General features: G+C 70.3%; 20 protein-coding genes. 12 read left to right on the top strand and 8 right to left on the bottom strand.

Annotated elements, in window-relative coordinates:
* Window positions 1-51 precede the first annotated feature (51 nt).
* The 4 genes from ACFY36_RS25685 to ACFY36_RS25670 are packed head-to-tail and all read right to left on the bottom strand — an operon-like array spanning window position 52 to window position 1,913.
* The gene (locus tag ACFY36_RS25685; RefSeq protein ID WP_499748478.1) at window positions 52-450 is read right to left on the bottom strand and encodes a roadblock/LC7 domain-containing protein; all 399 of its coding nucleotides are present in this window, start codon (window positions 448-450) and stop codon (window positions 52-54) included.
* A 25-nt stretch (window positions 451-475) separates the two neighbouring features.
* On the bottom strand, window positions 476-1,093 hold the full coding sequence (locus ACFY36_RS25680; protein ID WP_499748477.1) for a hypothetical protein: 618 nt from the start codon (window positions 1,091-1,093) through the stop codon (window positions 476-478).
* Complete coding sequence (locus ACFY36_RS25675; RefSeq protein ID WP_499748476.1) at window positions 1,090-1,545, bottom strand: hypothetical protein; 456 nt, start codon at window positions 1,543-1,545, stop codon at window positions 1,090-1,092. The genes ACFY36_RS25680 and ACFY36_RS25675 overlap by 4 nt, the downstream gene beginning before the upstream one ends.
* A complete protein-coding gene (locus ACFY36_RS25670; RefSeq protein ID WP_097326555.1) occupies window positions 1,542-1,913 on the bottom strand; it encodes a hypothetical protein in 372 nt (123 codons plus the stop codon). Before ACFY36_RS25670 ends, ACFY36_RS25675 begins: the two co-directional genes overlap by 4 nt.
* A 370-nt stretch (window positions 1,914-2,283) precedes the next feature.
* Here ACFY36_RS25670 and ACFY36_RS25665 point away from each other — a divergent pair, with 370 nt between their 5' ends.
* The 10 genes from ACFY36_RS25665 to ACFY36_RS25620 all read left to right on the top strand — a co-directional run bounded on the left by ACFY36_RS25665 (window position 2,284) and on the right by ACFY36_RS25620 (window position 12,775).
* Window positions 2,284-4,314: a bifunctional aldolase/short-chain dehydrogenase gene (locus tag ACFY36_RS25665; protein WP_499748475.1), complete on the top strand. Its 2,031-nt coding sequence runs from the start codon at window positions 2,284-2,286 to the stop codon at window positions 4,312-4,314.
* A complete protein-coding gene (locus ACFY36_RS25660; protein WP_499748474.1) occupies window positions 4,311-5,663 on the top strand; it encodes a rhamnulokinase in 1,353 nt (450 codons plus the stop codon). The genes ACFY36_RS25665 and ACFY36_RS25660 overlap by 4 nt, the downstream gene beginning before the upstream one ends.
* An 8-nt stretch (window positions 5,664-5,671) precedes the next feature.
* The gene (locus ACFY36_RS25655; RefSeq protein ID WP_499748473.1) at window positions 5,672-6,397 is read left to right on the top strand and encodes a (Fe-S)-binding protein; all 726 of its coding nucleotides are present in this window, start codon (window positions 5,672-5,674) and stop codon (window positions 6,395-6,397) included.
* Window positions 6,394-7,824: a lactate utilization protein B gene (locus ACFY36_RS25650; protein WP_499748472.1), complete on the top strand. Its 1,431-nt coding sequence runs from the start codon at window positions 6,394-6,396 to the stop codon at window positions 7,822-7,824. Before ACFY36_RS25655 ends, ACFY36_RS25650 begins: the two co-directional genes overlap by 4 nt.
* The gene (locus ACFY36_RS25645; RefSeq protein ID WP_499748471.1) at window positions 7,821-8,417 is read left to right on the top strand and encodes a LutC/YkgG family protein; all 597 of its coding nucleotides are present in this window, start codon (window positions 7,821-7,823) and stop codon (window positions 8,415-8,417) included. The genes ACFY36_RS25650 and ACFY36_RS25645 overlap by 4 nt, the downstream gene beginning before the upstream one ends.
* Window positions 8,414-9,832, top strand: coding sequence for an arabinose isomerase (locus ACFY36_RS25640; protein WP_499748470.1), 1,419 nt, complete (start codon window positions 8,414-8,416; stop codon window positions 9,830-9,832). Before ACFY36_RS25645 ends, ACFY36_RS25640 begins: the two co-directional genes overlap by 4 nt.
* A 20-nt stretch (window positions 9,833-9,852) precedes the next feature.
* Window positions 9,853-10,641 carry an SAM-dependent methyltransferase gene (locus ACFY36_RS25635; RefSeq protein ID WP_499748469.1) on the top strand — a complete coding sequence of 263 codons (789 nt, stop codon included), beginning with the start codon at window positions 9,853-9,855 and terminating at the stop codon, window positions 10,639-10,641.
* Between the two features lie 10 nt (window positions 10,642-10,651).
* The gene (locus tag ACFY36_RS25630) at window positions 10,652-11,212 is read left to right on the top strand and encodes a DUF1707 SHOCT-like domain-containing protein (RefSeq protein ID WP_499748468.1); all 561 of its coding nucleotides are present in this window, start codon (window positions 10,652-10,654) and stop codon (window positions 11,210-11,212) included.
* A 62-nt stretch (window positions 11,213-11,274) separates the two neighbouring features.
* Window positions 11,275-11,796 carry a SigE family RNA polymerase sigma factor gene (locus ACFY36_RS25625; protein WP_499748467.1) on the top strand — a complete coding sequence of 174 codons (522 nt, stop codon included), beginning with the start codon at window positions 11,275-11,277 and terminating at the stop codon, window positions 11,794-11,796.
* A gap of 1 nt (window position 11,797) precedes the next feature.
* Window positions 11,798-12,775 (top strand): hypothetical protein, encoded by a 978-nt coding sequence (locus ACFY36_RS25620; RefSeq protein ID WP_499748466.1) that lies wholly within the window; start codon window positions 11,798-11,800, stop codon window positions 12,773-12,775.
* 54 nt (window positions 12,776-12,829) lie between these two features.
* Here ACFY36_RS25620 and ACFY36_RS25615 read toward each other — a convergent pair whose 3' ends face one another.
* From ACFY36_RS25615 to ACFY36_RS25600, 4 genes are all read right to left on the bottom strand, one after another.
* Window positions 12,830-14,656: an MDR family MFS transporter gene (locus ACFY36_RS25615; protein WP_499748465.1), complete on the bottom strand. Its 1,827-nt coding sequence runs from the start codon at window positions 14,654-14,656 to the stop codon at window positions 12,830-12,832.
* A 112-nt stretch (window positions 14,657-14,768) separates the two neighbouring features.
* Window positions 14,769-15,380 (bottom strand): LytR C-terminal domain-containing protein, encoded by a 612-nt coding sequence (locus tag ACFY36_RS25610; protein ID WP_499748464.1) that lies wholly within the window; start codon window positions 15,378-15,380, stop codon window positions 14,769-14,771.
* Window positions 15,373-15,891 (bottom strand): RNA polymerase sigma factor, encoded by a 519-nt coding sequence (locus ACFY36_RS25605; protein ID WP_499748463.1) that lies wholly within the window; start codon window positions 15,889-15,891, stop codon window positions 15,373-15,375. Before ACFY36_RS25605 ends, ACFY36_RS25610 begins: the two co-directional genes overlap by 8 nt.
* Window positions 15,892-15,971: 80 nt before the next feature.
* Window positions 15,972-16,676 carry a LamG-like jellyroll fold domain-containing protein gene (locus ACFY36_RS25600; RefSeq protein WP_499748462.1) on the bottom strand — a complete coding sequence of 235 codons (705 nt, stop codon included), beginning with the start codon at window positions 16,674-16,676 and terminating at the stop codon, window positions 15,972-15,974.
* A 103-nt stretch (window positions 16,677-16,779) separates the two neighbouring features.
* Between ACFY36_RS25600 and ACFY36_RS25595 the strand changes: the two genes are divergently transcribed.
* Together ACFY36_RS25595 and nhaA are read left to right on the top strand one after the other, a co-directional pair.
* Complete coding sequence (locus ACFY36_RS25595; protein ID WP_499748461.1) at window positions 16,780-18,693, top strand: APC family permease; 1,914 nt, start codon at window positions 16,780-16,782, stop codon at window positions 18,691-18,693.
* Window positions 18,694-18,714: 21 nt separating this feature from the next.
* Window positions 18,715-19,896, top strand: a complete 1,182-nt coding sequence (nhaA, locus tag ACFY36_RS25590) for a Na+/H+ antiporter NhaA (RefSeq protein WP_499748787.1) — start codon at window positions 18,715-18,717, stop codon at window positions 19,894-19,896.
* Window positions 19,897-19,904: the final 8 nt, after the last annotated feature.

The raw sequence follows: 19,904 nt of genomic DNA, 5'->3' as shown, positions 1-19,904 counted from the left end.
GGTTCAGTGACCGAGCTCATCGGCCAAAAGGCCGAGGGGATGAGGATTCGCTCAGTCGAAGGGGTGCGAGGTCTGCACGTTGAGCAGCCGGGCCAGGCGGCCGGTGACCGGGCGGGCCTCCAGGTGGAGGCGGGCGATGTTCAGGCCGCTGTCGCCGATCACGGCCAGCAGGGCGAGCTCGCCGATCGCGTACACCGACAGATAGCCGCCGGTGTTGCGGATCGTCACCTCCTGGAAGGTGCCCTGGCCGAGGGCGGCGCCGCAGGTGCGGCTGATGCCGTGCGCGCCGGCGGCGAGGGCGGCGATGTCGTGCGGCTCGGTCGAGGACACCGTGTCGTGCAGGATCAGCAGGCCGTCGACGCCGGCGATGACGCAGCCACGGACGCCGGTCACCTGGTGGCGGAGCGCGGCCAGCTCGCCGCGAACGGCCTGGTACGGATCTGTTTGCACGGCTTTCTCCAGGAGGGGGAGCGGATCAGAGGGAGCGGAGGGCGTTCAGCACACGGTCGAGCACGTCGTCGTCCGCGGCGTAGGGCTGGCCGAGGAGGCTGAACAGGTCGGGGGAGTCGTCCGCGGGGGGCGGCTCCACGCGGTTGCGCCGGGGCAGTTCGCCCGGCGGCGGCGACGGGTCGGGATCGGAGGCGGCAACCTCCGAAGGAGCGGCGATCGCGGGAGCGGCCGGGGACGCGAGGGCGGGGGCGGCCGCCTCGCGCGTCTGAGAGGCTTTTCCGGCGTACGCCTTGATGAGCGACCCGAACTCACGCCGGGCCATCGCCAGGTTGGCGCCGGACCGGCGCAGCGTCAGATGGGCGACCAGCGGCGAGGTGTCGTCCTCGACCAGCCGCACCACATGGAACGCGTCGCTGCTGGTCAGCAGGACGTCACCGAGCTCGTCGCCGGTCTCGCCCAGCATGACCATGCCGGCGGCGGCCGCGGCCAATGTCACCACGGTCGCCGCCTGCTGCTCGTCCGGCGGGCCGCCGCCGGCCCACCACAGCACGCGGGGGCCGTCCGGATCGAGCAGCGAGACCGCGCTGGCGCCGGGGATGCCCAGGGCGTCCGCCAGCGGCGGCGGGTCCGTCGGCCCGGTCATCCCGCGAGGCCGGCGTCCAGCTGCTTCATGACGATCTGGGCCTGGGCCAGCAGCATGCCGGTGTTCGCCGAGCGGCGGCACACCACCACGGCCACGATGTCCTGGCTGACGGGGCTGCGCAGGAACACGTGCACGAGGTTGTCGCTGTGGACGAGGATCTCCTGGAAGTAGTGGTGATCGTCCTCGGGCACGCCGCGGCGCGCCTTCCAGATGTCCTCGATCATCGTCACGTTGCGGCCCTGGAACAGGTCGAACGTGGCCGCGGCGAGCAGGTCCAGCACCTCGCTGGGGTGGTCGTCGAGCGTGTCGACGGCGAGCAGCATGCCGGTCGACATGTCCACCAGGCCGCTGGCGATGCACTCCGGCACCTGCTGCCGGAACTGCCGGACGGCCTCACTGACCAGCTGCGAGGTGCTGCGGACGTTCAGGCCGCTCTCCTCGAGGGCCGTCATACGTCGAGTTCCGCTTCGATCTTGCGGAGCTGGTGGCGCGCGAGGCCGAGGTTGGCGCGGCTCTTGTTCAGCGCGAGGTAGAGGAAGAACGCCTCGTTGCCGCGGCCGTGCAGCAGCCGGATCAGGTGGTACTGCGAGTCCAGCGTGATCAGGACGTCCTCGATGCTGTCGCCGAGGCCGAGCATCTCGAGCGTGCGGACCTTGGCCCGGACCACGTCGGTGTTGCCGGCGGCGGCGACGTTCATGTCCATGTTCAGGCCGCCGCCCATGACACCCAGGGTGAGGCCGCTGGTGTAGTCGACCAGGGCCACGCCGATGGCGCCCTCGATCGTCATGGCCTCTTTGAGGGAAGTCTCGATGTTCGCCACGTGCTGTCCTCCTAGAGCGAGCGCCGGGCCGGGGGTCGAATCCGGTGCTCGGGTGGGCTTTCAGGGCAACACTGACACGGCCCGGTTTGGTTGAGCACTAAACAAAGGACTAAACGGCCTAGATCCATCCGAAGATCGTTGTGTCGTGAGTGGACAGCCTGGACCGGGGTCGTCCGATCGGTGCCAGAGAGATCGAATAGTGGGATGGACAAGTCCGAAAAGATGATCTTTGTACGTGGGTGACGCGCCGCCCACAACGTTTCAAGTGTGATGTGCGTCTTGACCGAGGTCGCTACAGCCCCGTAATGTGTCGGCAACGTCTGAAACGTTTCACGCGGCCCCCCGGCCACGATCCGCGATGAAGGAAACCATGACGAATCCCGCAGTGCGTGAGCTTCTGGAGCGCAGCAATCGGCTCGGCGCCGACCCGCGCAACACCAACTACGCCGGGGGAAACACCTCGGCGAAGGGTAGCGAGACCGACCCGGTCACCGGCGAGCCCACCGAGCTGGTCTGGGTCAAGGGCTCCGGCGGCGACCTCGGCACGCTGAGCGAGAAGGGCCTGGCCGTCCTGCGGCTCGACCGCCTCCGCGCGCTCACCGGGGTCTACCCGGGCGTCGAGCGCGAGGACGAGATGGTCGCCGCGTTCGACTACTGCCTGCACGGCCGCGGCGGCGCCGCCCCGTCGATCGACACCGCCATGCACGGCCTGGTCGACGTCCCGCACGTCGACCACCTGCACCCCGATTCGGGCATCGCGATCGCCACCGCCGCCGACGGCCCGGCCCTGACCAAGGAGATCTTCGGCGACAAGGTGCTGTGGGTGCCGTGGCGCCGGCCCGGCTTCCAGCTCGGCCTCGACATCGCCGCCGTGCAGAAGGCCAACCCGCAGGCGATCGGCGTGATCCTGGGCGGGCACGGCATCACCGCCTGGGGCGCCACCAGCGCCGAGTGCGAGGCCAACTCGCTCGAGATCATCAAGACGGCCGAGCGCTACCTGGCCGAACACGGCCGCCCGAACCCGTTCGGCGACAAAAAGGTCAATTCGCTGGAAGGTGAAGCCCGGCGGCAGAGGGCGGCGGAGATCTTCCCCTACCTGCGCGGCCTCGCCTCGACCGACCGCGCCCAGGTCGGCCACTACACCGACAGCGACGTCGTCCTCGACTTCGTCAACAGCGAGCGCCTCGAGGAGCTCGGAGCGAAGGGCACTTCGTGCCCCGACCACTTCCTCCGTACGAAGGTCAAGCCGCTCATCCTGGACACCGCGCCCGACGCCCCGCTCGACGAGGTGATCAACCGGGCCAAGGAGCTCCACGCCGCCTACCGCGAGGACTACCAGGCCTACTACGACCGGCACGCCACCCCGGAGAGCCCCGCGATCCGCGGCGCCGACCCGGCCATCGTGCTCGTCCCCGGCGTCGGCATGTTCTCGTTCGGCGCCAACAAGCAGACCGCCCGCGTCGCCGGCGAGTTCTACGTCAACGCGATCAACGTGATGCGCGGCGCCGAGTCGGTGTCGGCGTACGCCCCGATCGACGAGTCGGAGAAGTTCCGCATCGAGTACTGGGCGCTGGAGGAGGCCAAGCTTCAGCGCATGCCGAAGCCGAAGCCGCTGGCGACCCGCATCGCCTACGTGACCGGTGGTGGCTCGGGCATCGGCCGCGCCATCGCGCTGCGGCTGGCCGCCGAGGGCGCCGTCGTGGTCGTGGCCGACCGTGACTTCGAGGCGGCGAAGGGCGTGGCCGCCGAGATCGGCGGGACCGACGCCGCGATCGCCGTCGCGGCCGACGTGACCAGCGCCGACGCGATCGCCGCCTCGCTGCGTGACAGCGTGCTGGCCTTCGGCGGCGTCGACCTGGTGGTCAACAACGCCGGCCTGAGCATCTCGAAGCCGCTGCTGGAGACCACCGAGGCCGACTGGGACCTGCAGCACGACGTGATGGCCAAGGGCTCGTTCCTGGTCTCCCGCGAGGCCGCGCGCGTCCTCATCGCGCAGGGCATGGGCGGCGACATCGTCTACATCTCCAGCAAGAACTCGCTGTTCGCCGGTCCGAACAATGTCGCTTACGGCGCCACCAAGGCCGATCAGGCCCATCAGGTACGCCTCCTGGCGGCGGAACTGGGCGCGTACGGCGTCCGGGTCAACGGCATCAACCCCGACGGCGTCGTCCGCGGCTCCGGCATCTTCGCCGGCGGCTGGGGCGCCAAGCGGGCCGCCGTCTACGGCGTGCCCGAGGAGAAGCTGGGCGAGTACTACGCGCAGCGCACCCTGCTCAAGCGTGAGGTGCTGCCGGAGCACGTGGCCAACGCGGTCTTCGTCCTGACCGGCGGCGACCTGACCCACACGACCGGCCTGCACATCCCGGTCGACGCCGGCGTGGCCGCAGCGTTCCTGCGATGACCGGAAGCTTCGCCGCGGTCGACCTCGGCGCGTCCAGCGGGCGCGTCATGGTCGGCCGCGTCGGCCCCAGCGAGATCAAGCTGACCGAGGCCCACCGCTTCCGCAATGAGCCGGTCCGCACAAATCAGACTCTCTACTGGGACATCCTCGGTCTCTACCGCGGCGTCCTGGAGGGCCTGAAGCAGGCCGGCCCGGTCGAGAGCATCGGCATCGACTCGTGGGCGGTCGACTACGGCTTCCTCGACGCGACCGGCGAGCTGCTGGGCAACCCGGTGCACTACCGGGACGCCCGCACCGACGGCGTGCCCGAGCGGATCGCGGCGACGATCGCCGACGAGCGGCTCTACGACATCACCGGCCTTCAGAAGCTGCCGTTCAACACGATCTACCAGCTCGCGGCCGCGCGGGGCACCCCGCAGTACGAGGCCGCGAAGCAGTTCCTGCTCATCCCCGACCTGCTCGCGTACTGGCTGACCGGTGAGACCGGCGCCGAATACACGAACGCGTCGACCACGGAGCTGGTCGACGTGCGTACGCGGGAATGGTCCTCGCCCTTGATCGACGATCTCGGCCTGCGGCCTTCGCTCTTCCCGGCGATCCGTCACCCCGGGTCGGTCATCGGCGATTTCGGGGGTACGCGGGTGGTGGCGGTCGGATCGCACGACACGGCCTCCGCGGTCGTGGGTGTCCCGGCGGCCGGCGACAACTTCGCGTACATCTCCTGCGGCACCTGGTCGTTGGTCGGCCTGGAGCTGACCGAACCGGTGCTGAGCGCGGCGTCGCGGGCGGCCAACTTCACCAACGAGGGCGGCGTCGACGGCACCATCCGCTATCTGCGCAACGTGATGGGCCTGTGGCCGCTGCAGGAGTGCATGCGCGAGTGGGGTTCGCCCGACATCGTCGAGCTGCTGCGGGCGGCGTCGCGGGAGAAGCCGTTCGCACATGTCGTCGACCTGGACGATCCGGTCTTCCTGCCGCCCGGCGACATGGCGGGCCGGCTCAGCAAGGCGGCCGGGCTGCCGTCGGACGCGAGCCCGGCGCTGCTCACCCGGTGCATCGTGGACAGTCTGGCCCTGGCCCACAAACGGGCGATCGAGCAGGCGCAGGAGCTTTCCGGCAGACACGTCGACGCGGTGCACATCGTCGGCGGCGGCGCCCGCAACGAGCTGCTCTGCCAGCTCACCGCGGATGCCTGCGGACTGCCCGTGCTGGCCGGTCCGGTCGAGGCGACCGCTCTGGGCAACCTGCTGGTGCAGGCCCGCGCGGCCGGCGTGATCGACGGTGACCTGACGGCGTTGCGCGCGGTGCTGCGCGACACCCAGCGGATCGTGCGGTACGAGCCCAGATAGGAGGTCCCGTGCGGATCGCGTTGTTCGCCACCTGCCTGGCCGACACGATGTTCCCGGCCGCGGCGAAGGCGACCGTCCTGCTGCTGGAGCGGCTGGGCCACGAGGTCGTCTTCCCCGAGGCGCAGACCTGCTGCGGCCAGATGCACATCAACACCGGCTATCAAAAAGAGGCACTGCCGCTCGTACGCCGTTACGTGCGCACCTTCGAGCCCTACGACGTCGTGGTGGCGCCGTCGGGAAGCTGTACGGGCTCGATCCGGCACCAGCACAAGATGGTGGCGAACGCCGCGGGCGACCGCGGGCTGGCCGCCGGCGCGGAAGAGGTCGCGAGCCGCACGTACGAGCTGTCCGAGCTGCTCGTCGACGTGCTCAAGGTCGAGGACGTGGGCGCCTACTACCCGCACCGGGTCACCTATCACCCGACCTGCCATTCGCTGCGGATGCTGCGGGTGGGTGACCGGCCGCTGCGGCTGCTGCGCCAGGTGCGCGGGCTCGACCTGGTCGAGCTGCCGGCGGCCGAGCAGTGCTGCGGGTTCGGCGGCACGTTCGCGGTGAAGAACGCGGACACGTCCACGGCGATGCTGGCCGACAAGATGCGGCACGTGCTCGGCACGGGCGCCGACGTCTGCACGGCCGGCGATACGTCCTGCCTCATGCACATCGGCGGCGGCCTGTCCCGCCTCCGTGCGGGCGTCAAAACTGTGCACCTCGCGGAAATCCTGGCTGCCTCATGACGACTTTCCTCGGTATGCCGGTGGCGCACGCGCCGCGCGGAGTGGGACATCTGCGCGGCGACGAGCCGTTTCCGGCGGCGGCCCGGACGGCGCTGGCCAACCCACAGTTGCGCCGGAATCTGCGGCATGCGACGACCACCATCCGCGGCAAGTCGGGCCGGGTCATCGCCGAGCTGGAGGACTGGCAGGACCTTCGCTCGGCCGGGTCGGCGCTCAAGACGTACACCATGGCGAATTTGCCCCGGCTCTTGGAACAGCTGGAATCCAAGGTCACCGAGGCCGGTGGGGTGGTGCACTGGGCGGCGGACGCGGCCGAGGCCAACCGGATCGTCACCGATCTCGTGCGGGCGACCGGTGAACAGCGCGTCATCAAGATCAAGTCGATGGCGACCCAGGAGATCGGGCTGAACGAGGCCCTCGAGGACGCCGGGATCACCCCGGTCGAGACCGACCTGGCCGAGCTGATCGTGCAGCTCGGCGACGACAAGCCGAGCCACATCCTGGTGCCGGCCATCCACCGCAACCGCTCGGAGATCCGCGAGATCTTCCTGCGCGCGATGCCCGGCGTCGACCCGGCCCTCACCGACGATCCGCCGGTGCTGGCCGCGGCGGCCCGCCGCTATCTGCGCGAGACGTTCCTGACGACGAAGGTCGCGATCTCCGGCGCCAACTTCGGCGTGGCCGAGACCGGCACCCTCACGGTCGTCGAATCCGAGGGGAACGGCCGGATGTGCCTGACCCTGCCGGACACGCTGATCACGGTGATGGGCATCGAGAAGGTCGTGCCGACCTGGCAGGACCTCGAGGTCTTCCTGCAACTGCTGCCGCGCGCGTCGACCGGCGAGCGGATGAACCCGTACACCTCGATGTGGCACGGGGTGACGCCCGGCGACGGGCCGCAGAGTTTCCACCTGGTGCTGCTCGACAACGGGCGCTCGGCCGTGCTGGCCGACGAGGTGGGCCGGTCGGCGCTGCACTGCATCCGCTGCTCGGCCTGCCTCAACGTGTGCCCGGTCTACGAGCGGACGGGCGGGCACGCGTACGGCTCGGTCTATCCCGGCCCGATCGGTGCGATCCTGTCGCCGCAGCTCACCGGGGTCGAGGACAACGCCTCGCTGCCGTACGCGTCGTCGCTCTGCGGCGCCTGCTTCGACGCCTGCCCGGTGAAGATCGACATCCCGTCGATCCTGGTCCACCTGCGGAACAAGGTGCCGCACCCGGCGGCCGAGAGGGCGGTGATGGCGGCCGCGGCGTACACGATGGACCGTCCCCGTCTCTACACCCGCGCGCAGCGGGCCGCGAAGTTCTCCAAGCTCGTCGGCAAGCGGGGACGTGGTCTGCCGCCACCGTTGAACGGCTGGTCGGCCGCGCGCGATCTGCCGACGCCGCCCACGGAGAGCTTCCGTGACTGGTGGCGAGGGCGATGAGCGGCAAAGACCTGATCCTCGGGCGGGTGCGGGCGGCGCTCGCGGACGGCCCGCCGGTGCCGGAGATCCCGCGGTCCTACCGCCGGGAGTTCCCGCCGGCCGATCTTGACGTGCTCATCGATCGGCTCGTCGACTACAAGGCCGTGGTCCACCGCGGCGCCGACGTGGCGGCCATCGTCGCCGACATCATCGGCGCCGGCACGCTGGTCGTGCCGCCGGGCCTGCCGAGGGAGTGGCTGCCGCCGGAAGCGCCGGCACGAGCCGACGTCGGCCTCGCGCAGGAGGCCATCGCGGCGGCCGACGGCGTGGTGACCGGGGCGGCCGTGGCGATCGCCGAGACCGGCACCATCGTTCTCGACGCGTCGCCCGATCAGGGGCGGCGGATCCTCACCCTTCTGCCCGATCTGCACATCTGCGTATTGCGGCCCGAGCAGGTCGTCGCGTCGGTGCCCGAGGCCATCGCCCGCCTCGACCCCACGCGGCCATCGACCTGGATCAGCGGGCCCTCGGCGACCAGCGACATCGAGCTCAACCGGGTCGAGGGGGTGCACGGCCCTCGTCATTTGCACGTCATTCTCTGGGAGGCAGCATGACCTTTCTCGAACCGAAGAACCGGCGCAAGGTGCGCATCGGACTCGTGGCCGGCGGCCTGGGTACGTACTGGCCGCAATTTCCGAATCTCCTCCCGCAGCTGGAGGAGTCGGCCCGATATGTGAGCTCTCGCTTCCAGGAGATGGACGCCGAGGTCACCGACGTCGGCTTCATCTCGGACGCGACCGACGGCGTCCGGGCGGCCGACGAGCTGCGCCGCGCCGACTGCGACCTGATCGTCCTGTTCCTGACCACCTATCTGACCTCCTCGATGGTCCTGCCGATCGCGCAGCGGGCGAACACCCCGGTCCTCGTGATCGACCTCCAGCCCACCGAGCGGATGGACCACGCCACCTTCGACACCGGCGCCTGGCTGGCCTACTGCGGGCAGTGCCCGGTGCCCGAGGTCGGCAACCTGTTCCGCCGGGCCGGCATCCCGTTCCGGTCGGTCACCGGCTGGCTGCGGCAGGAGTCGGCCTGGCTGCGGATCGGCCGCTGGATCGAGGCGGCCCGCATCCGGGCCGCGCTGCGCAACGCCCGCCACGGCCTGATGGGCCACCTCTACCCCGGCATGCTCGACGTCTCGACCGATCTGACGCTGCTGCCGACCACCTTCGGCTCGCACGTCGAGGTGCTCGAGTTCGACGACCTGCGGGAGCGGGTCGCGGCCGTCACCGACGACGAGGTGGCCGAGCGCAAGGAGCTCGCCCGCAAGATCTTCGAGCTGGACGAGTCGGTGAACGAGGACGACTTCTCCTGGGGCGCCCGCGTCTCGGTCGGCCTCGACCGCCTGGCCGACGACTTCGATCTGGACAGCCTCGCCTACTACCACCGCGGCCTCAACGGCGAGCAGCACGAGCGGCTCGGCGCCGGGATGATCCTGGGCGCCTCGCTTCTCACCGCGCGGGGCATCCCCACGACCGGTGAGTACGAGCTGAGGACCACCGTGGCCCAGCTGGCCACCCAGGTCGCCGGGGCCGGCGGGTCGTTCTGCGAGATCCAGGCGCTGAACTTCACCGACAACGTGGTCGAGATGGGCCACGACGGGCCGGCCCACCTCGCGGTCAGCTCGCGGCAGCCGCTGCTGCGCGGCCTCGGCGTCTATCACGGCAAGCGCGGCTGGGGCGTCAGCGTCGAGTTCGACGTACGGCACGGCCCGGTCACCCTGCTCGGGCTCGGCCAGGACCGGGACGGCTCGCTGTCGTTCATCGCCGGCGAGGGCACCGTGGTCGACGGGCCGCTGCTGGCCATCGGCAACACCACCAGCCGGGTCGACTTCGGGCGCGACCCCGGCGAGTGGGTCGACGACTGGAGCGCGTCCGGGGTCGGGCACCACTGGTCGCTGTCGCTGGGCCACCGGGCGTCCACCTACGAAGCGGCTGCGAGTTTGATGGGAATCGATTTCCGCAAGGTCTGATGTGGATTAGGGTGTCGTCCATGGTCGACGACACCCGCGTCCACTCCGCCCGGCGGTACAACTACTGGCTCGGCGGGAAGGACAACTTCGCCGTCGACCGGGAGTCCGGCGACATGATCGCCGCCGCCTTCCCCGGCGTGCGCGTCACGGCCCGGGAAAACCGCGGCTTCCTGCGGCGGGCCGTCACCCACCTGGCCGGTGAGGCCGGCATCCGGCAGTTCCTCGACATCGGCACCGGCCTGCCCACCGCCGACAACACGCACGAGGTGGCCCAGCGCGTGGCGCCGTCGAGCCGGGTCGTCTACGTCGACAACGACCCGATGGTGCTCGCGCACGCCCGCGCCCTGCTGACCAGCACCCCTGAGGGCCGCACCCACTATCTCGAGGCCGACCTGCGCTCACCCGAGAAGATCCTGGCCGACCCGGCGGTCGGCGAGGTGCTCGACCTCGGCCGGCCGGTCGCGCTCATGCTGGTCGCGGTGCTGCATTTCGTGAAGGACGACGCCGAGGCGGCCGAGATCGTCCGCACGCTGATGGACGCCCTGCCCTCGGGGAGCTACCTGGCGCTCAGCCACGCCACCACCGACTTCACCGACGCCGAGGGCCGGGCCCGCTACCTGGCGATGATCGATGCCGGACAGGTCGACGCCTACCCGCGTACGGCCGCCGGCCTGGCGCTGATCGTCGACGGCCTGGAGGTGCTCGACCCGGGATTCGTCGCGGTCAGTGAGTGGCGCCGCGACGGCGACGACCCCCGCCCCGACGCCGCCGACGTAGCGATCTACGGCGTACTGGCCCGCAAGTCTTAAGATCCAGGCCGTGACCTCACCGATGCGCGTGCCGCCGTCCGAGCCCGAGCGTGAGCGCGCCGCCGAGCTGTTGCAGCGCGCGTGCGGCGACGGGCGGCTCACCCTGGAGGAGTTCAGCGTGCGGGTCGGCGCCGTCTGGGCCGCCGAGGACGCCGGCGAGCTGACCCGGGCCACCGAGGGGCTCGCCACCACCCCGATCGTCGGCTCGTCGCGCACGGTCGACCGGGTCATCACCATCTTCAGCGAGAACAAGCGCCGCGGCCGGTGGCGGCTGCGCGACTCTGGGGTCTCCATCCGCACGCTGTTCGGCTCGACCGAGCTCGACCTGCGCGAGATCGCCACCGACCAGGCGGTCATCGAGATCTCCGGCAGCGTCACCTTCGGCGAGCTCAAGCTGATCGTCCCCGAGGGCGTCGAGGTCGACCTCACCGGCGCCGCCGTCTTCTCCTCACGCCAGCTCCATCTGGCCCGCGTGCCGCGGGTCCCCGGCACGCCCGAGGTCCGCGTCCACATCACCACGTGGTTCAGCTCGGTCGAGGTCGTCTCCAAGAAGTACTCGTTAACGCAATAATTGCGTGAAAAAGGTTCGGATTTTCTGACAACGACGGACGGGTCAGCGGTGTCTTATCCCGTGTGACGACCGTAATGAAGCACCGACCGGCCGGGACGGCGAGCGGCACGGAGCAGGAGTTCCGGGTTTTCGTCCAGGGGATGGCCGCATCGCTGCACCGCACGGCCTATCTGCTGTGCGGGGACTGGTACCTGGCCGACGACCTCGTTCAGGAGGCTCTGGCCAAGGCCTACAGCCACTGGCGCAAGGTCCAGAAGGCCGACAGCCCGTCCGCGTACGTGCGGCGCATCCTGATCAACGAGTCGCGGCGCCACTGGCGTCGGAACCGCCGGGTCGACGTGTCCGAAGTTCCGGACATCACCGTGCCCGACCTCTCCGACGGCGTCGTCACCCGGGCCGATCTGCTCCAGGCCCTCCAGTCGCTGACGATGCGGCAGCGGGCCACCGTCGTCCTCCGGTTTCTCGAGGGGCTGAGCGAGCGGGAGACCGCCGAGGCCCTCAAGTGCAGCCAGGGCACGGTCAAGAGCCAGACGAGCCGGGCGTTGATCAAGCTCAAGTCCGTCCTGAACCGAGGAGACCTCTGACATGTCGTACGACACCGAGCAGCGCCTGAGCACGTCCCTCAAGGCCGCCGTGGGGGACCGCGAGTACGCACCCGACCTGGACAAGATCGAGAGCCGTGGCCGTCAGCTGCGCGGACGCCGCCTGGCCTGGCGCGCGACCGCCACCGGCGGCTTCGCCGTGGCCGCGATCGCCGCGGTCGCGGTGGCCACGACCGGCGGCGGCGCTCAGCCGTCGGCGCCGACGCTCGCCGCCCCGGCCACCAGCGCGTCCACCGCGTCCACGCAGCAGGCGCCGCTGGTCCAACTGGTCGGCTACCTGAGCACGGCCAAAGCCCCCGAGGGCGACGCGACGCTCGTGCTGCGCGATCAGAAACTGTTCGACGGCAAGCGGGTCAAGGTCTGGGACCTCTGGGCCGACAAGGGCGGTTACTACTTCGCCAAGACCCGTGCCGGCCTGCCGGCCCAGGTGAAGGCCGGCAACATCCGCGGCGGCGACTCCTACCGCGAGTACGTCGCGGTGGCCAAGGCCGCGGCGACCGGCGACCTGACCGCCGCCCGCAAGAGGATGATCGTGGCCGGCGCGCCCAAGGGTTCCCCCGTGCCGACCGAGGCCCCCGGCTACATCCACCCGGCCCCGACGAGCACGAAGATCCCCGAGGCGGTGAGCGAGGGCATGCGGACGAACATCGCCGACAACCGCGTCTGGAACAACGTCCTCGACGCGCTGCACGCCGGCGCCGGCGACCCGGTCGTGCGGGCCGGAGCGCTGCGGCTGCTGGGTCAGATGCCCGAGGTCAAGGTCGCGCCCGGCACCCTCGACGGCAAGAAGGTGCTGAACCTGACCGTCGGCATGCCGGCCCTGCCCGGCGCGGGACAGACCCTGGTCATCGACGCTCAGTCCGGCGTTCCGCTGAAGCTTTCCAACGGTCCCGGCGACAACGTGACGACCTTCGTCGTGACCCGCGTCAACCTGGCCGACGTGAAGAAGGGCTCCTTCTAGGCCGGGAATGAAACGCGCCAGGGCCGGTCCGTCCGCCGGCCCTGGCGTCTCCCGTCAGTTCTCGTCCGGACGGACAGCGGCGCGGTGGACGCCCACCTCGTGATTGCCCTCGTGCTCGGCCACCGAGACACGGTGACCATCGGGGTGAGTCTCCACCGCGTGCCGCCCATTGACGCGTCCCTCATCGCGGCCGTTTTCGGCCGCCCCATCGCGGGACCCTTCGGCCGCCTCAACGGGGGACCCTTCGGCCGCTTCCTCGACGGCTCCTTCGACCGCCTCCTCCGCGGCGCGGGCGGCCAGGCCCGACTGGGTGCGCAGCGGGATCTGCGGCAGGAAGGCGAAGATCACCAGAGCGATCACGATGATCGCGGCGGCGGCCAGGAAGATCATGTCCATGGACTGCGAGAAGCCCGCCTTGAACGGGTAGGCCACGACGTCGCTCAGCCCGTTCAGGAACGAGGTGTCGTTGAGGTCGGCTCCTCCGCGCAGGGCCTCGGCGACCGCGCGGTTGGCCGGATCGGCGAGGGCCTGCTGGAAGGCGGGCCCGGCGTCCCGCACCGCGTTCGCGATGTTCTGGCCGACCGTCGAGAACAGCAGCGACAGGAAGAGCGCGGTACCGGCCGTCGCACCCATCTGCCGGAAGAACGTGGCCGACGAGGTTGCCACCCCGATCTCGCGGGCCGACATCGCGTTCTGCACGGCCAGCGTGATCGGCTGAAGAACCAGACCGAGACCCAGACCCAGAACGGCCATGAAGACGCCCGTACGCCAGAACGGCGTGTCCACCCCGACGGTGTGCAGCAGCCACATCCCGGCCGCCGCGAACACACTGCCGAGGATCGGGAAGACCTTGTATTTCCCGGTACGGCTGATCAGCTGACCCGACACGACCGAGCCCACCATGAGACCGAGCGTCAGCGGCAGCAGCTGCAGACCCGACTCGGTCGGCGTGGCGCCCTGCACGATCTGCAGGTAGAGCGGCAGCACGGCCAGACCGCCGAACATGCCGAGACCGACGATGAAACCGCCGGCCGCGGTCAGGCTGAAGGTCCTGTTCCGGAAGAACCGCAGCGGGATCAGCGCGTCCTCACCCATCCGCCACTGGTCGTACACGAAGAGCAGCAGACCGGCGACGCCGATGCCGTAGCAGAGGAACGCGCGCCCCGAATCCCAGCCCCAGGCCCGCCCCTGCTCGGCGATGGTCAGCAGCGGCACCAGCGCGACACACAGCCAGACCGCGCCCCACCAGTCGATCCGGTGTTCGCGGCGCTGCTGCTGGATGCGCAGCACCTTGGCCACCACGATCAGCGCCACGATCCCGATCGGCACGTTGACCAGGAACACCCAGCGCCACCCGGTGATGCCGAGAATCTGGTCGGCCCCGGCGAAGAACCCGCCGATGACCGGCCCGAGCACACTCGACGTGCCGAAGACGGCCAGGAAGTAGCCCTGATAGCGGGCCCGTTCCCGGGCCGGGACGATGTCGCCGATGATCGCCAGGGCGAGCGAGAACAGCCCACCGGCGCCGAGCCCTTGGAAGGCCCGGTAGGCGGCGAGCTCGTACATCGACTGCGCGAAGGAACAGGCGGCCGAGCCGATGACGAAGATGGTGATGGCGGCCAGGAAGAAGCGCTTGCGCCCATAGATGTCGGACAACTTGCCGTACAACGGTGTCGAGATCGTCGAAGTGATCAGATAGGCCGTGGTCACCCAGGCCTGGGCACTGAGCCCGTGCAGGTCGTCCCCGATGGTCCGGATGGCCGAGGCGACGATCGTCTGATCCAGCGAGGCGAGCAGGAGCCCGAGCATGAGCCCGCCGAGCACCTGCAACACCTGACGGTGCGTGAGCTCCACGCCCGGCGGCTTGGTAACGGTGGTCATCTCGGGTTCCCCTCGCTAGGTCGACGCCTCCGACTACCCCCACGCATCCAGGCACGATGCGTTCAGGAGAGAGCCATCACCTGCGATGCCCGTCACGGCAGCGGGCTGAGGGTCAGCGGCCGGCGCACTCCGGGGGAGCGGTGGGCTCGCCGCCGGTGGCGAGGTTCTGGTTCATCTCGGTGGGGGTGGCCAGGCGGGTGAACGACGGGCCGAGGATCAGGTCGATGGCCTTGTCGGTGCGGTCGGGGTCGAAACGCATGGTGATGTCGCCTTGGATGGCCGCTCGCAGCACGGTGGCGGTGCCGATCGACGTGGGGCCGTAGAGCAGGGTGGCCGCGCTGTCGGAATCGGGGCCGGTGGAACCGTCGAGGACGGTGAAGGTCCGGGTTCGGAGCTGGGCCGCCGCCGTCGCCAGCTGGGTGGAGGAGGCGCCGCCGTCGAGGACCCGGACCTGGACTTCGGCCGGGCTGCTCGGCAGGGACACGTCGCAGGTGAGGCCGGGGGTCGACGGCCGGTCGGCCGTGGCGGCCGGGGGCTGTCGCTGTTGTTGCTGCTGTGGCCAGCCGAGCGTGACGCCCGCCGTGGTCGCCACCACTGCGGCCGCTGTCAGCAGGGCGGCTTTCTGGCGGCGGGCCCGGCTGCGGCCTCGGGCCCGGATCGCCTCGGCCGGCAGGAGCTTGAGGTCCCGTACGTCGGTCTCCAGCTCTTGAAGTCGGTCATGCACCGAAGGTGACATCGCTGTTCTCCTGATCGTGGTCGTCGAGAAGGCGGCCGAGCGTGGCCCGGGCCCGGGAGAGCCGCACCTTGACCGTCCCGGCCGGGACGCCGGTGGTCGCGGCGATCTCCTGGACCGGCATGTCCAGCAGGTAGTGCAGGGTGACGGCCTGGCGTTGCGGCGCCGGCAGCTGTTGCAGCGCCTCGATGACCGCCACCCGGTCGGGCGACGGCCCGCCGGTCGCCTCCTCCGGCGGGCCCATGCGGGCCCGGGCGGCCAGCCAGCGCCGCAGGCCACGCCAGCGGTTGACCATCAGGCGCCAGGCCACCGTGCGCACCCAGCCCTCGGGGTCGTCGTAGCCGGAGACCTTGGGCCAGTGCTGCCAGGCCCGGGCGAAGGCCTCCTGCGCGATGTCCTGGGCGTCGCCCCGGTCACCGCCGGCCGCGTACAGATAGAGCACGACCCGCCGAACCGTCGCGACGTAGAAGGCATCGAAGTCGGCGCTGTCCCTGCCGGCCATGGTCCCCGCTTCCCGTTGGTGCTTGCACACTGGAGAACACACCGGTCGCGGTGCGGCGGTTACATGTCGAGGCCGAAAATTTAGCCGATCTCGACCCAGACCTCGTCGAGGATGCCCTGGAACTGGTCGTTGTCGGCGAAAGAGCCCTTACCGCCGATGCTGAACGGCAGTCGGTTGTGGACCGACAGGGTGGCCGGGATCGTCGTGCGGCCCCGGTGGACGCCGTCGACCAGGATCGTCAGGTGGGGGCCGGAGCGGCGGCACTCCAGGGTGTGCCAGCGGTTGTCGGCCACACCGACCGAGCTGACCGCCGTGTTGATCCGCGGGTCGCGGTCGTCGACGAAGACGCAGCTGGGGCGGCCGGCCAGGCCGTCGATCTGGAGCTTGTACTGGCTTCCCCGGGCCGAGTAGCCCTTCTGGAGCACGTTCTCGCCCTTGGTGGTCTCGTCGGCGGCCAGGCGGACCGCGGCGCCGTAGCGGATCGGGCGGCGGCCCGGGTTGAGTTCGGTGGCCGCCGAGCGCAGGGCGATCCGGGGGCACGGCTCGGTCTTGCACGGCGGCGGGAAGGCCAGCGCGCGGCCGCCGTTGTGGGCGACCGTGGTGAAGGCGCCGCCGTACCGGCTGACCGGGCTCAGGTCGAGGCCGCGGCCGGACGCTTCGGCCAGCGGGGACGGGCCGTCGAAGGTGTAGCGGACGGTGACCTTGCCGGCGGTGGAGGCCGAGGCGGGCATGACCGCGGCGAGGCCCAGCACCAGGGCGCAGCCGGCGACGAGGGACAGACGCACGCCGGGCTAACGGACGGCACGCCTCGAAGGATGCGCGGCATTTTGACGCGGTATTAACGCGTGAGCGTGGGAGGGCCCCGTCGCTCGGTGGAACCATTCGCGAGTGACGACCACGGGGTTCCGGGACTGGATGCTTTCCGGATTGAACGACACCGCGAAGCACCATGAGGGCCCGCACGGCGAACCGGCGAATCCGGAGGAGAAGCCGCACTCGTGGTGGAAGGTGATGTGCCTGACCGGCGTGGACTATTTCTCCACGCTGGGCTATCAGCCGGGCATCGCGGCGCTGGCCGCGGGCGTGCTGTCGCCGATCGCGACGCTCGTGCTCGTGCTGGTCACGCTGCTGGGCGCGCTGCCGATCTATCGCCGGGTGGCGGCCGACAGCCCGAACGGCGAGGGCTCCATCGCGATGCTGATGAAGCTGCTGTCGTTCTGGAAGGGAAAGCTTTTCGTCCTCGTACTGCTTGGTTTCGCGGCGACCGACTTCATCATCACGATCACCCTCTCGGCCGCCGACGCCACCGCGCACATCGACGAGAACCCGTACCTCCCCTCGGCCCTGCACGGCCATGAGGTGATCGTGACCCTGCTGTTGGTGGCCCTGCTGGGCGGGGTCTTCCTCAAGGGGTTCACCGAGGCCATCGGGATCGCGGTCGGCCTGGTCGGCGTCTATCTGGTGCTGAACGTGGTAGTGATCGCGGACGGGCTGTGGGAGGTGCTGACCCATCCGCACTCGGTGACCGACTGGACCACCGCGCTGACCACCCAGCACGGCAATCCGCTGGTGGTGGTCGGCATCGCGCTGCTGGTCTTCCCGAAGCTGGCGCTGGGCCTGTCCGGTTTCGAGACCGGCGTGGCCGTGATGCCGCACATCAAGGGCGACCTCCAGGGGCGCATCCGGGGCGCCAAGCGGCTGCTCACCACGGCCGCCGTCATCATGAGCGTCTTCCTGCTGACCAGCAGCGTCGTCACCACAGTGCTCATTCCGCAGGCGGAGTTCGAGTCGGGCGGCGACGCCAACGGGCGGGCGCTCGCCTTCCTCGCGCACGAAAATCTGGGCAATGCCTTCGGGACCGTGTACGACCTGTCGACCATCGCCATCCTGTGGTTCGCCGGGGCCTCGGCCATGGCCGGGCTGCTCAACCTCGTGCCGCGCTATCTGCCCCGGTTCGGTATGGCGCCGGGCTGGGCCCGGGCCGTACGGCCGCTGGTCCTGGTCTTCACCGGCACCGCCTTCCTGATCACCTGGATCTTCGACGCGGACGTGGACGCGCAGGGCGGCGCCTACGCCACCGGCGTGCTCGTGCTGATCACCTCGGCCGCGGTCGCGGTGACCCTGTCGGCGCACCACCGGCGGCAGAAGAAGCGCACGATCGCGTTCGGCGTCATCGCCGTGCTGTTCGTCTACACCACCGTCCTGAACGTGGTCGAACGCCCGGACGGCGTGAAGATCGCGGCCTGTTTCATCGCCGCGATCCTGGTCGTCTCGTTCCTTTCCCGGCTGTTCCGGGCGTTCGACCTGCGGGTCACCGACATCTCGGCCGACGAGACCGCGCTCGGCTTCCTGGCCGACTGCCGGCGCCGGCAGATCCGGCTGATCGCCAACGAGCCCGGCCGCCGGGACAGCCGCGAGTACAGCGACAAGATCGCGCAGATCCTGGCCGACAACGACATGGCCGACGATCGGGACGTCATCTTCGTCGAGGTCACGGTCAAGGACGCCTCCGACTTCGAGACCGAGCTGCGGGTGACCGGCGAGCTGCTGCACCACCGTTACAAGGTGATGCGGGTGACCAGCTCCTCGGTGCCGAGCGCGCTGGCCGCGTTGCTGCTGTGGATCCGGGACACGACCGGTCGCCGGCCGCACATCTACTTCGAGTGGACCGAGGGCAACCCGGTCGCCAACTTCGTGCGCTATCTGGCCTTCGGGCAGGGTGAGGTGGCGCCGGTCACCCGCGAGATGCTGCGGCGGGCCGAGCACGACCGCAATCGCCGGCCGCATGTGCACGTAGGCTGATCGGAAGGTGTGCCGGGAAGTCTGGTCGGCGTCCTGTCGCCGACCCTCCCGGAGGTCGTTTTGCCCGTCTCGACCATTGCCGAGCGCCTGCGCGCCGAGACCACCGGCGGATTCCTGCTGCTGGGCGCCGCCGTGACCGCCCTGATCTGGGCCAACTCACCGTGGTCGTCGAGCTACGCCGACCTGACCGCGGTCACGGTCGGCCCGGCCGCGTGGCATCTCGATCTCACGCTCGCCGAGTGGGCCGCCGACGGCCTGCTGGCGATCTTCTTCTTCGTGGCCGGGCTCGAACTCAAACGGGAGTTCGTCGCCGGCGACCTGCGCGATCTGCGCCGGGCCGCGCTGCCGGTGACGGCCGCGGTCGGCGGCATGCTCGCGCCCGCGATCATCTACACCGTCGTCAACGCGGCGGCGCCGGGCGGCGATCTTCGTGGCTGGGCCGTGCCGACCGCCACCGACATCGCGTTCGCCCTCGCGGTCCTGGCCGTGGTCGGCTCCAACCTGCCGGCGGCGCTGCGCACCTTCCTGCTCACGCTGGCCGTCGTCGACGACCTGCTCGCGATCCTGATCATCGCGATCTTCTTCACGTCGTCGTTGCACCTGTGGGCGCTCGCGGTGACCGTACTGCTGCTCGGGGTCTTCGGCTATCTCGTCCGCCGTGGACTGGGCTGGTCGCTGCTGCCGCTGGCGGTGGCGGCCTGGATCTTCATGCACGCCTCCGGGGTGCACGCCACGGTGGCCGGAGTGCTGCTCGCCTTCCTGGTCCCGCTCCGGCGGATCGACAAACTGGAGCACCGCTGGCGCCCCATCTCGGCCGGTGTCGCCGTGCCGGTCTTCGCCTTCTTCGCGGCCGGGGTGACGGTCGGCGGCGACCTCGGGGCGGCGCTGACCGACCCCGTCACCCTCGGCATCGTCGCCGGGCTGATCCTCGGCAAGACGATCGGCATCACCGGCGCCACCTGGCTGGTGCAGCGTTTCACCCGGGCCGAGCTGGCCGACGAGCTGGGCTGGCCGGACGTGCTCGGCGTGGCGATGCTGGGCGGCATCGGCTTCACCGTCTCGCTGCTCATCGGCGACCTGGCGTTCGGGGCCGGCACCACCGAGGCCGAGCACGCCAAGATGGGTGTGCTGCTCGGCACCCTGGTCGCCGCCCTGCTCGCGACCGTGCTGCTGCGCCTCCGCGACCGCCACCACCGGGCCTAACATTCACT

This window comes from Actinoplanes sp. NPDC000266, from assembly GCF_042899005.1.
GTDB lineage: Bacteria > Actinomycetota > Actinomycetes > Mycobacteriales > Micromonosporaceae > Actinoplanes.
The sequence above is the reverse complement of the archived record's forward strand: the minus strand, read 5'-3'. Positions and strand labels throughout refer to the sequence as shown.

What these genes read in the sequence shown, in the direction of transcription:
- ACFY36_RS25680 (WP_499748477.1), bottom strand. Translation starts at nt 1,093, where the DNA reads ATGACCGGGCCGACGGACCCGCCGCCGCTGGCGGACGCCCTGGGCATC.
- ACFY36_RS25640 (WP_499748470.1), top strand. Translation starts at nt 8,414, where the DNA reads ATGACCTTTCTCGAACCGAAGAACCGGCGCAAGGTGCGCATCGGACTC.
- ACFY36_RS25660 (WP_499748474.1), top strand. Translation starts at nt 4,311, where the DNA reads ATGACCGGAAGCTTCGCCGCGGTCGACCTCGGCGCGTCCAGCGGGCGC.
- ACFY36_RS25605 (WP_499748463.1), bottom strand. Translation starts at nt 15,891, where the DNA reads ATGGCCGGCAGGGACAGCGCCGACTTCGATGCCTTCTACGTCGCGACG.
- ACFY36_RS25665 (WP_499748475.1), top strand. Translation starts at nt 2,284, where the DNA reads ATGACGAATCCCGCAGTGCGTGAGCTTCTGGAGCGCAGCAATCGGCTC.
- ACFY36_RS25615 (WP_499748465.1), bottom strand. Translation starts at nt 14,656, where the DNA reads ATGACCACCGTTACCAAGCCGCCGGGCGTGGAGCTCACGCACCGTCAG.
- ACFY36_RS25620 (WP_499748466.1), top strand. Translation starts at nt 11,798, where the DNA reads ATGTCGTACGACACCGAGCAGCGCCTGAGCACGTCCCTCAAGGCCGCC.
- ACFY36_RS25650 (WP_499748472.1), top strand. Translation starts at nt 6,394, where the DNA reads ATGACGACTTTCCTCGGTATGCCGGTGGCGCACGCGCCGCGCGGAGTG.
- ACFY36_RS25635 (WP_499748469.1), top strand. Translation starts at nt 9,853, where the DNA reads ATGGTCGACGACACCCGCGTCCACTCCGCCCGGCGGTACAACTACTGG.
- ACFY36_RS25675 (WP_499748476.1), bottom strand. Translation starts at nt 1,545, where the DNA reads ATGACGGCCCTCGAGGAGAGCGGCCTGAACGTCCGCAGCACCTCGCAG.
- ACFY36_RS25645 (WP_499748471.1), top strand. Translation starts at nt 7,821, where the DNA reads ATGAGCGGCAAAGACCTGATCCTCGGGCGGGTGCGGGCGGCGCTCGCG.